Here is a 9,581-nt window from a genome sequence, read left to right on the forward strand (position 1 = left end):
CGCCGAACTGGGTTACGTGCCGGACGCCGCCGCCCGCGCGCTGGCCTCCCGCAGCGGCACCCGCCTCGCGATCGCCGTCATCGGCCACACGGCCGCGGTGCTCGACGACGCCTACGTGGGCCGAGTCATGATCACGGCGACGAGCATCGCCGCCGAGCGAGAGATCGGGGTCTCCCTGCACTGGCTGCCCCTGAACGACCCGGCGGCACTCGCACGGCTCGCCGAAAGCAGAGGGATCGGCGGCCTGGTGGTGGTCAACCCCGTCCGGCCCGCGCTCGAAGCCCTGCCGAGGTCACTGCGTGGCCGGACCGTCGCCATCGGCGTCGGCACCCGCCACGTGCCGTCGTTCGACATCGACAACCGCACCGGTACCGACGGGGTCGTGCGGCACCTGGTGAACACCGGCAGGCGCAGGATCGCGATGGTCACCGGACCGTCGTGGCTACCGTGCGGAGATCGCGCGATCGACGCCTACCGGCGGGTCGTGCAGGACATCGGTGGCGACGTCCGACTGGTACCCGGCGACTTCAGCGCGGCCCGCGGTGAGACCGCCGCGGTGGAGATCATGGCGCGATGGCCGGACACCGACGCGGTCTTCGCGATCAGCGACGCCACCGCGCTCGGCGTGCTGAACGGCTTGCGCGGACTGGGCGCCGATGTTCCCGGCGACGTGGCGGTCGCCGGTTTCGACGACATCGCGTTCGCCGGTCTCAGCACACCGGCGCTCACCACGAGCACCCATCCGGTGGAGGAGATCGCCGCAGCCGCTGTCCGGGCCGCGCTCGACCGTTCGGCATCCAGTCCGGTGACGTTCTTCGCCTCCACGCTGGTCGTCCGCGAGAGCGCATGACGCCTTGCTGTCAGGGCGCGATGACCGCACCAGTGCGGGCTGCGCGCGCAAGACCCCAGTCGTAGAGGGCCTGGAGAGCGGGTCCCAGGCTCCTGCCCTCGTCGGTGAGCGAGTACTCGACGTGCGGAGGCACCTCGACCCGCGACACCAGGCCCGCGTCCTGCAGCTCGCGGAGCCGCTGCGCGAACATCTTCTCGCTGATGCCGGGCACCTTGCGACGCAGCTCGCCGTAGTGGTGCGGGCGTTCCTTGAGGTGGGCGAGGATCACCGTCCGCCACTTGCCGCCGATGACGTCGAGGGCGAGCTCGACGGGACAGTGGTACATGGGCGCTCCTCACCAAAAGGTGCGTACTTGCCGGGTGCTCCGCATGATGCTGGAGTGGATGTCATGATCAACGACCAGTCAACACCTTCGCTCTACACCTGGGCCGGTGGCGCGGAGGCGTTGCTGCGGCTGACCGAGGCGTTCTACCGACGGGTCGCGGACGACGCGCTGCTGGCGCCGGTGTTCGCCGGAATGGATCCCGGCCACGCGCGCTACGTGGCGCTGTGGCTGGGCGAGGTGTTCGGCGGGCCTGCCGCGTACAGCGCCGAGCGGGGCGGTTACGAGTTCATGCTGGCCAAGCACCTCGGGCGGGCCATCACCGAGGAGCAACGCCGCCGCTGGCTGAACCTGATCATGGATGCGGCGGACGAGGTGGAGTTGCCGGACGATCCGGAGTTCCGTGCCGCGTTCGTGTCCTATCTGGAGTGGGGCACACGCCTGGCGGTGCAGAACTCCGCACCGGACGCCACGCCGTATCACGGGGCGCCGGTGCCGAAGTGGGGCTGGGGCGTGGCGCCGCCGTACATCAAGGGCTAAGGCTGCTGCTGGGACATCCAGGTCGCGACCTGCACCCTGGACTTGAACCCGAGCTTGGCCAGGATGTGCTCGGTGTGGGTCTCGGCGGTCCGCACCGAGATCACCAGCCGGTCCGCGATCTCCCTGCTGGTCAGGCCCTCGGCGATGAGGCCGGCGATCTCCCGTTCACGCCGGGTCAGCACGCTCGGCGGCGCCACCGGCGGAACGGTGGGCGGCTCCTCGTTCAGGGAGAACGCGATGGCCTCGTCGACGTCCATCGCCCGGCCGCGCCCGAACGCCTCTTCGAACCCCTCTGCGCCGAGTCGCTCCCGCGCGGCACGCTCGGTTTCCTCGTGATAGGGGTAAAGGTGCTGGTAGGTGCGTAGCGGACGGCCCATGATCTCCCAGATCCTGTCCGCCGCGCCGAGCAGCGTCGCCGCCGGCGCCAGGTGCCCCAGCGCGGCCTCGACCCATGACAGCGACTCCACCGACCAGCCGATTCCGGTGAGGTCGCGGATGTCACGGCGCAGCCGGATGCTCTCGCGGTACAGCTCGGCCGCCCGGTCGTGGTCGCCCTGCGCCATCGCGAACAGCCCGATGCTCCAGAGCGCGTACGAGCGGTGGAAGCACTCCCCCGCCGGCTCGGTGATGCGCAACCACTCCTGGTGACAGGCGGTCGCCTTGGCCACGTCTCCCGCGAGCCCCACCGCGCTCGAGTAGCTCAGCATCAGGTCGAGGCGGCGCGGCACGTCGACTCCCGGTGGCAGCACCGCGATGCCCCGCTCGAAGGCCGCGATCGCGGCAGGCAGGTCACCGCTGTACAGATCGACGCTGCCTTCCACCCAGCACGCGAAGGCCGTGATGGTGGGGTCGGCCACGACGTCGTCGATGGCTCTGGCGTCGGCCAGACGCTGCAGGCTGACGTCGAACTGCCCGTCCGCGGACGCCAGACTGCCGTCGGTGAGCAGAGCCTGGGCTCGGATGGCGGACGGCGGGCTCGGCCGGTCGAGCGCACGCGCCAGCCACAGCCGGCCCTCCCTGGCCCACCCGCGGCCCCACCAGTAGAAGTGGAACAACCCGGCCAGCATCCGGAACGCGGCGTCCAGCTCCCCCGGTTCCTTGAGGCAGTAGTCGACGGCCGCCTGGACGTTGGCGTGCTCGCGGTCCAGCCTGGCGAACCACTCCACCTGCCGGGAGCTCACCCAGTCGCCGTTGGCCCGCTCGATGAGCCCGAGGTGGAAGTCGCGGTGCGCGCGGAGCAGGCCGGCGTACTCACCGGTGTGTTCGAGCCGCTCCACGCCGAACTCGCGGATGGTCTCCAGCATCCGGTAGCGCATCACGTCGCCGTGCTGCTCCGCGACCAGGATCGACTTGTCCAGCAACGAGGCCACGGTGCTCAGCACGTCCTCGACGGCGAGCCCGTCGCCCGAGCACACGTCCTCTGCGGAGTCGAGCTCGAACCCGCCCGCGAACACCGACAGCCGCGCCCACAGCAGCCGCTCCCGGTCCGAGCACAGGCCGTGGCTCCACTCGATGCACGACCGCAGCGTCTGTTGCCGGGCGGGAAGGTGGCGCCGCCCCGCGGTCAACGACTGGGCGGTCACCGACTGGGGCTGGTCCAGCAGCCGGGCGAGGATGTCCTTCTCCGACAGCGCCCGCACCCGCGCCGCCGCCAGCTCGATCGCCAGCGGAAGGCCGTCCAGGCGTTGGCAGATCTCGGCCACCGCGCCCCCGTTGGTGGCGTTCACGGTGAAACCGAGCCGCACGGACGCCGCCCGTTCCGCGAACAGCGTCACCGCCTCGGACCTGCTCAGCTCCTGCTCGGTGACCGGCCGCTCCGGGTCGGGGAGGGTGAGCGGTGGCACGGGCATGACGGCCTCGCCCACGATGCCCAGCCACTCCCGGCTCGTGGCCAGGATCCGCAGCTCGGGACAGCTCGGCAGCAGCGCGCCGGACAGCTCGGCGACCGCGTCGACCAGGTGCTCGGAGTTGTCCAGCACCAGCAGCAGCCTGCGGGACGCCAGGTAGTGGATCAGCATCTCGAGCGATGTCCCGCCCGACTCGCGCATGCCGACCGCCACCGCCACGGCGTTCGCCACGAGCTCCGCGTCGCGCAGCTGGTCCAGCTCGACCAGCACCACCCCGTCCGGGAACGCGCGGTGCACGGCCCTGCTCACCTCGAGGGCGAGCCGCGTCTTGCCCACTCCGCCCGGTCCGGTGAGCGTCACGAGGCGTGACGTCGACAGCAGGCGCCTGACCTCGTCCACCTCACGCCTGCGACCGACGAAGCTGCTCAGCTCCAGAGGGAGATCCGACGGTCTTCGCCGGACGACCGTGCTCATACCAACGCACCGTAGTGCGGTGTCTCCCTCCGTGCAGGAGGAACCCGCAACGGTTTGGCCACCATCTTCCGGAGGTCGGGCGGATGGAAGTCCGTAGCCATCTACGTACTTCTCCCGATGTGTCCGCAGCGCGTGGCGAGCACTCTTTCTCCATGTGGGCCGGAGCACACAGGCCGGTGAGGAATCGACCGCCAGGTCCACCAGGAGTGCCAGCCATGTGCCACCACGAGCCACAGTGCCCTGTCGCAGCCGACCCGCGCGGCCCGTGGGCGGAGATCGTCGTCGCCCACCCCGAACAGGGCTGGTACCTGCTGTGCAACGGGATCGTGCTGTTCGACGACGGCGGTCTGATGATGCCCGACCACCGCGTCGTCGCTCCCGCCGCCTGATCTCGTTCGGGAGCGGCCTGACTTCGTCGGCCGCTCTCAGCGTGCCCGGTGGTTCCCACGCCGGTGTCCCTCCCCCCGGACGCCGGCACGCACCGGGCGAGCGGGGTGGACGGTCTGCTCGCCGCAGCGCGCCTCTGCGGTCGGACCGTCCGCCCCGCTACTCACCCTCACGAGGACAACTCCCGGAGGACACTCCATGACCATCGACTCGCCACCGCAGCCGTGCCCGCGTTGCCTCCGTCCAACGGTGCTGGTCACCAACCGCGTGGGCCGCGAATGGTTGCACGTCGGCACCTGGCTCACCCGGTGCGGCCGTGTCGTGCACGCCCGGTGACGGACGCCTGAAGAATCCTTTGTGGACCATCCCTGAGTCCCCAGCCGGGTTGCCGCTGGACGCGGCCGGGCCGTTCCCAGAGGATGACCGGGGTGAGCGTGACGAGAAGAGGCAAGCCGGCGGGCCCCACCGGGCCGGTGATCGGCCGTGCGTTGCAGCTCCTCGACGCGTTCGACGCCGAACGCCGCGAGCTGACGCTGAGCGATCTCGCCCGGCGCGCGGACATGCCGTTGTCGACCGCGCACCGGCTGATGCAAGAACTGTGCGCGTGGGGCGCCGTCGAGCGCGGCGCGGACGGGCTGTACCGGATCGGGTTGCGGCTGTGGGAGCTCGGCTCGCTCGCACCACGCGGTCCGGGGCTGCGCGAGGCCGCTCTGCCGTTCCTGGAGGACCTCTCCCAGATCACCAGGGAGAACGTGCAGCTCGCCGTCAGGGAAGGCACCGAGGTCGTCTTCGTCGAACGGATCGCGGGTTCCGGCGCGGTGCCGGTGCTCACCCGCGTCGGCGGCCGGTTCGCGCTCACCGCCACCGGCGTCGGCCTGGTCCTGCTCGCCCACGCCCCCGCCGAGGTGCAGGAAGAGGTGCTGAGCGGACCGATCGACCGGTACACCGACAAGACCGTCACCGATCCTGCGCAGCTGCGCAGGATGCTCGCCGCCACCAGGTCGAACGGCTTCTCGATCAGCGACCGCCAGGTCACGATGGACTCACTGTCGGTCGGCGCGCCGATCCGCGACCGGCACGGCGCCGTCATCGCCGCGGTATCGCTGGTCGTGCGGCACGGCAGCTCCACGCCACACGCACTGGCACGGCTCGTGCGCACCAGCGCCCACGCGATCTCCCGCGCCCTCTCGGTCTGACCCTGCGGCAGGTCGGGTCAGGCCGGCTCGACGAGCCGGCGGCGAGCCGCCAGCCAGACCTCGGCGTACGCGACGGCGTCGGCCAGCGAGAACAGCCGGGTCACCGCCGCGCCCACCCTGCCGTACCGCACCGGACGTTCCTCGGCGAAGGCCGCGCCCAGCTCCTCGAAGTCGTCACTGTCGAGAGCGATGTCGCGGACCGTGGTCCAGCGACGGCCTCGCGGGGTCGTGATCGCGAAGGCGTTGTCGGCCTCCGGCGCCCGGATCCGGTACTCGGCGAGGTGGAACGCGGTGCAGGACCCGAAGCCCGCGCCCAGCAGGAGAACCCGCGCCCCCAGCTCTTCCAGCCGGGCGAGCGGACTCCGCTCACCGAGTTGGCAGTCCAGGTCGTGACCGGCCACGACCTCGGCGGCGCGCGGCCCGATCGCCGCGAACGACGTCTGCGGGTGGGCACTGCGGACAGCCCCTGGCCAGGTCCGCACCACCTCGGGTATCACGCCGACGCCAGACGTACGTGTGGTGCGCGGGTCGTAATGCGGCATCGACGCGCGGATGTCGTCCCACCACGCCTCGGGCACCGGCGGGTGCTGCCACAGTGCCGGGTCGGAGTTGTCGCCGGAGTGTGCGGGCACCACCAGCGTCCCGTCGTCGCCGAGGGCGTCGAGCAGGGCGAGGACGACGGCTTCCGCCCCGCCGCAGACCCAGCCGAGGGAGCTCAGCGAGGAGTGCACGAGAACCGTGTCACCGGGGCGCAGACCCGCCTGACCGAGTTCCGTGGCGATCGACTCCCGCGTGCACAACGGACCGGTGGGTGTCTCGGACATCGGCACATCGTAGGAAGTGGTCCTGTTCCCGTGCGACGTCATTTTCGTGCCCGGATCTCATCTCCCGACCGCCGCCGCGTCGCGTTGGGACGTCGTGGTCGCCGACCGGCCAGCGGAACCCCGGTTCGGAAAGGGGAACCAATAGCTTCCATTTTCCGGAAAGGGCGCTACGGCTCGGGCAGTGGCCTGGGCCACTCTGTGGCTCCCCACCACGGAGAAGGAGCGTCGATGACCGGCTTCCCCCGCGACCAGTGGTTCGTCGCGGCTTACGGTTCCGAGATCGGGCACGATCTGTTCACCCGCACCATCTGCGGCGAGCCGATCCTGTTCTGGCGCACCCGCGACGGCGCGGTGACGGCCATGCCGGACCGGTGCGTGCACCGCCGTTTCCCGTTGTCCCAGCCGCCGTCCCGGCTTGTCGACGACCAGGTGGTCTGCGGGTACCACGGCTTCACCTACGACGCGAGCGGCAAGTGCGTCGCCGTGCCCGGCCAGACCCGCATCCCGCGCACCGCACGGCTGCTGCCGTACCCGGTGGTGGAGCAGGACTCGTTCGTGTGGGTCTTCGTCGGCGACCCGGCGAACGCCGACGCGGCGCGGATCCCGCGGGCGCCGTGGCTCGTCTCGCCGGACTACACGACGGTCGCCGGCATGGAACCGTTGCAGGCCAGGTACGAGCTGCTCGTCGACAACCTGCTGGACCTCTCGCACGAGACCTACCTGCACGGCGGTTACATCGGCACGCCGGAGGTCGCCTCCACCCCGATCACGACCGAGGTCGACGAGGACGCGGGCATCGTCTACGTCTCGCGGCACATGGACGACGCGGAATGCCCGCCGTTCTACTCGAAGTCGACAGGTCTTGAGGGCAGGATCGCGCGCTGGCAGGACATCGAGTACACGCCGCCGTGCCTGTACAAGCTGCACAGCCGCATCGCGCCGGTCGGGTCAGTGCCCAACCCGGACGGGACCGACCCGGACGCGTTCCACGTCGAGGTCGTGTACGCGATCACCCCGGAGACCGAGACCTCGACGCACGACTTCTGGTGCGTGGCAAGGGACTTCGCGCTCGGCGACGAGGACGTCTCCGCCTTCCTCGCCGAGAACAACCGCACCGTCGTCATGCAGGACGTCGTGGCGCTGAACGTTCTCGAGAAGGTCATCGCCACCGAACCAGAGGGCTACCAGGAGCTGTCGATCAACATCGACACGGGCGGACTCGCCGCGCGGCGGATGCTCAAGCGCTTGTGCGAGAAGGCATGAACGCGCTCACCGGCGACCGCGTGTTCCGCATCCACTGGGTGCTGGGCACCGACCGGCTTCGCGCGGTGTGCCACTGCTCCGCCGAGCGCGAGTTCGAGGACCCGGTCGAGCTGTGGGAGTGGCTCCTCGATCACCCCGTGGGGCACGCGCCATGAAACTGTTGCTGGAGAACAAGAACCCCATCGCCGATGGCGTGGTGCTGCTGACGTTGCGACATCCGGACGGCGACCCGCTGCCGGCCTGGACACCCGGTGCCCACGTCGACCTGGTGCTCGCCGACGACCTGGTCCGCCAGTACTCGCTGTGCGGCGACCCGCGCGACGACTCGGTCTTCCAGGTCGCCGTGCTCCGCGAACCGGACGGCCGCGGCGGCTCCCAGCACGTGCACGACGTGCTCGCCGCCGGGCAGCTGGTCGAGGTGCACGGTCCGCGCAACCACTTCGAGCTCGTCGAAGCGAAGCGCTACCTGTTCGTCGCGGGCGGCATCGGCATCACCCCGATCCTGCCGATGATCGCGCAGGTCGAGGCGATGGGTCACGACTGGCGGCTGGTCTACGGCGGCAGAACCCGGTCCTCGATGGCATTCCGCGACGAGCTGGAACGCCTCGGCGACGTCGAGATCCGGCCCCAGGACGAATACGGCCTGCTGGATCTGGAGGCGCTGCTGGGTGAACCGGCGGAAGGTACTGCCGTGTACTGCTGCGGGCCGGAAGGCCTGCTTGCGGCAGTCGAGGAGCGTTGCGCGGCGTGGCCGACCGGCACCCTCCACGTTGAACGGTTCGCGCCGAAACCCGGTGCGGCACAAGGACAACGGCACGAGTTCGAGATCGAGCTGTCGCAGACCGGCACCGTGCTGCGGGTGCCGGCGGACCAGTCCGTGCTCGAAGTCGTCGAACGAGCGGGCGTGCCCGTGTTGTCGTCCTGCCAGGAAGGCACGTGCGGCACGTGCGAAACGGTCGTGCTCGCCGGCACACCCGATCACCGCGATTCCGTTCTCACCGCGGAGGAACGGGAGTCCGGCGAGGTGATGATGATCTGCGTGTCCCGGTCGTGCTCCCCCAGGCTGGTGCTCGACCTCTGAACCGGGCATGTCCGGACAGAAGAAACACTTGACAGTTCAACAACACGGACCCATGATTTCTATATCAGGAATCCTGATATTCGAGGTCCTGACACAAGCGGCACGCGCTCAGTGAGGAGCGGAACCATGCGTGGTCACTAGGAGCCGGTGAGAGCGGCACGGCACCGGTTCAGCATGTCGTGCAACGCGGTTCGCTCATCCTTGCTGAGCCTGCTCACCATCTGCTTCTCGATCGCGGCCACGTCGGCGGCGTGTTCCTCCAGGAACGCCCTGCCCTTGTCCGTGAGGCTGATCAGCAACCTCCTGCCGTGCGCGGGATCCGGCGTACGGACGATCAGCTCACGACGCTCCAGCGCGGCGACCATGTCGGTCATCGTCTGCGCGGTCACGAACGAGTGGCGCGCCAGTTCTGCCGACGTGACGCCGTCGCGGCGGGCCAGCACCGTCAGCGCCGTGTACTGCAGCGTCGTCAACCCGGCGGGACGCAGCACCTCGTCCATGAGTGCGCGCACCGCGAGCTCCACCTGCTTGACCTCGTACATCAGCGACGGACGCAAGTGCCTCACCTTCCCCATCGAACTCCCCGATCACTCCAAGCCTGGCACAGGAAGGCGGATTCACCATGACCGCAGTCGACGACCGGCCGACCGCAACGCTGCGCCGTCCCGACGTCGCACCCGGCAAGTTGTTCATCGGGGGCCAGTGGCGGGAGTCCCGTCAGGACGGACGGATCAACGTGGTCGACCCGTCCACCGGGTCCGTCGTCACGTCCGTCGCCTGGGGCACGACGGCGGACG

General features: G+C 70.0%; 12 protein-coding genes. 8 read left to right on the plus strand and 4 right to left on the minus strand.

All coding sequences use genetic code 11. The features are described from left to right. Positions 1 to 850, plus strand: an 850-nt coding sequence (locus FXN61_RS43350) for a LacI family DNA-binding transcriptional regulator (RefSeq protein ID WP_167979657.1), incomplete at its 5' end; no start/stop codon positions are given. A 10-nt stretch (positions 851 to 860) separates the two neighbouring features. Here FXN61_RS43350 and FXN61_RS43355 read toward each other — a convergent pair. Next, a complete protein-coding gene (locus tag FXN61_RS43355; protein WP_167979658.1) occupies positions 861 to 1,175 on the minus strand; it encodes a winged helix-turn-helix transcriptional regulator in 315 nt (104 codons plus the stop codon). Positions 1,176 to 1,238: 63 nt separating this feature from the next. Between FXN61_RS43355 and FXN61_RS43360 the strand changes: the two genes are divergently transcribed. Next, complete coding sequence (locus tag FXN61_RS43360) at positions 1,239 to 1,712, plus strand: group II truncated hemoglobin (protein ID WP_167979659.1); 474 nt, start codon at positions 1,239 to 1,241, stop codon at positions 1,710 to 1,712. Here the strand turns inward: FXN61_RS43360 and FXN61_RS43365 are convergent. Beyond that, the gene (locus FXN61_RS43365) at positions 1,709 to 4,033 is read right to left on the minus strand and encodes an ATP-binding protein (RefSeq protein ID WP_167979660.1); all 2,325 of its coding nucleotides are present in this window, start codon (positions 4,031 to 4,033) and stop codon (positions 1,709 to 1,711) included. The genes FXN61_RS43360 and FXN61_RS43365 overlap by 4 nt on opposite strands. 215 nt (positions 4,034 to 4,248) lie before the next feature. Here FXN61_RS43365 and FXN61_RS43370 point away from each other — a divergent pair, with 215 nt between their 5' ends. The 3 genes from FXN61_RS43370 (at position 4,249) to FXN61_RS43380 (ending at position 5,616) form a co-directional block, all read left to right on the plus strand. Continuing rightward, a complete protein-coding gene (locus FXN61_RS43370) occupies positions 4,249 to 4,422 on the plus strand; it encodes a DUF5999 family protein (RefSeq protein ID WP_167979661.1) in 174 nt (57 codons plus the stop codon). A 196-nt stretch (positions 4,423 to 4,618) separates the two neighbouring features. Continuing rightward, complete coding sequence (locus tag FXN61_RS43375) at positions 4,619 to 4,756, plus strand: hypothetical protein (RefSeq protein WP_167979662.1); 138 nt, start codon at positions 4,619 to 4,621, stop codon at positions 4,754 to 4,756. Between the two features lie 83 nt (positions 4,757 to 4,839). After that, entirely contained in the window at positions 4,840 to 5,616 is a 777-nt protein-coding gene (locus FXN61_RS43380; protein ID WP_167979663.1) for an IclR family transcriptional regulator, read from the plus strand. Positions 5,617 to 5,633: 17 nt separating this feature from the next. Here FXN61_RS43380 and FXN61_RS43385 read toward each other — a convergent pair whose 3' ends face one another. Beyond that, positions 5,634 to 6,440 (minus strand): AAC(3) family N-acetyltransferase, encoded by an 807-nt coding sequence (locus tag FXN61_RS43385; protein ID WP_167979664.1) that lies wholly within the window; start codon positions 6,438 to 6,440, stop codon positions 5,634 to 5,636. 228 nt (positions 6,441 to 6,668) lie between these two features. Here FXN61_RS43385 and FXN61_RS43390 point away from each other — a divergent pair, with 228 nt between their 5' ends. The 3 genes from FXN61_RS43390 to FXN61_RS43400 are packed head-to-tail and all read left to right on the plus strand — an operon-like array spanning position 6,669 to position 8,784. Continuing rightward, positions 6,669 to 7,703, plus strand: coding sequence for a Rieske 2Fe-2S domain-containing protein (locus FXN61_RS43390; protein WP_167979665.1), 1,035 nt, complete (start codon positions 6,669 to 6,671; stop codon positions 7,701 to 7,703). Further along, positions 7,700 to 7,858: a hypothetical protein gene (locus FXN61_RS43395; RefSeq protein ID WP_167979666.1), complete on the plus strand. Its 159-nt coding sequence runs from the start codon at positions 7,700 to 7,702 to the stop codon at positions 7,856 to 7,858. The genes FXN61_RS43390 and FXN61_RS43395 overlap by 4 nt, the downstream gene beginning before the upstream one ends. Then, complete coding sequence (locus FXN61_RS43400; protein ID WP_167979667.1) at positions 7,855 to 8,784, plus strand: PDR/VanB family oxidoreductase; 930 nt, start codon at positions 7,855 to 7,857, stop codon at positions 8,782 to 8,784. The genes FXN61_RS43395 and FXN61_RS43400 overlap by 4 nt, the downstream gene beginning before the upstream one ends. 137 nt (positions 8,785 to 8,921) lie before the next feature. Here the strand turns inward: FXN61_RS43400 and FXN61_RS43405 are convergent, their stop codons facing one another. Beyond that, complete coding sequence (locus FXN61_RS43405; RefSeq protein ID WP_246292942.1) at positions 8,922 to 9,341, minus strand: MarR family winged helix-turn-helix transcriptional regulator; 420 nt, start codon at positions 9,339 to 9,341, stop codon at positions 8,922 to 8,924. Between the last annotated feature and the right edge of the window lie 240 nt (positions 9,342 to 9,581).

Origin of the sequence: Lentzea indica (assembly GCF_012184385.1) — a bacterium.
Lineage (GTDB): Bacteria > Actinomycetota > Actinomycetes > Mycobacteriales > Pseudonocardiaceae > Lentzea > Lentzea indica.

Bases quoted from the DNA above. Each gene is read 5' to 3' on its own strand.
- FXN61_RS43380 (WP_167979663.1), top strand. From the start codon at position 4,840: ATGACCGGGGTGAGCGTGACGAGAAGAGGCAAGCCGGCGGGCCCCACC.
- FXN61_RS43360 (WP_167979659.1), top strand. From the start codon at position 1,239: ATGATCAACGACCAGTCAACACCTTCGCTCTACACCTGGGCCGGTGGC.
- FXN61_RS43355 (WP_167979658.1), bottom strand. From the start codon at position 1,175: ATGTACCACTGTCCCGTCGAGCTCGCCCTCGACGTCATCGGCGGCAAG.
- FXN61_RS43370 (WP_167979661.1), top strand. From the start codon at position 4,249: ATGTGCCACCACGAGCCACAGTGCCCTGTCGCAGCCGACCCGCGCGGC.
- FXN61_RS43385 (WP_167979664.1), bottom strand. From the start codon at position 6,440: ATGTCCGAGACACCCACCGGTCCGTTGTGCACGCGGGAGTCGATCGCC.
- FXN61_RS43375 (WP_167979662.1), top strand. From the start codon at position 4,619: ATGACCATCGACTCGCCACCGCAGCCGTGCCCGCGTTGCCTCCGTCCA.
- FXN61_RS43390 (WP_167979665.1), top strand. From the start codon at position 6,669: ATGACCGGCTTCCCCCGCGACCAGTGGTTCGTCGCGGCTTACGGTTCC.
- FXN61_RS43395 (WP_167979666.1), top strand. From the start codon at position 7,700: ATGAACGCGCTCACCGGCGACCGCGTGTTCCGCATCCACTGGGTGCTG.
- FXN61_RS43365 (WP_167979660.1), bottom strand. From the start codon at position 4,033: ATGAGCACGGTCGTCCGGCGAAGACCGTCGGATCTCCCTCTGGAGCTG.
- FXN61_RS43400 (WP_167979667.1), top strand. From the start codon at position 7,855: ATGAAACTGTTGCTGGAGAACAAGAACCCCATCGCCGATGGCGTGGTG.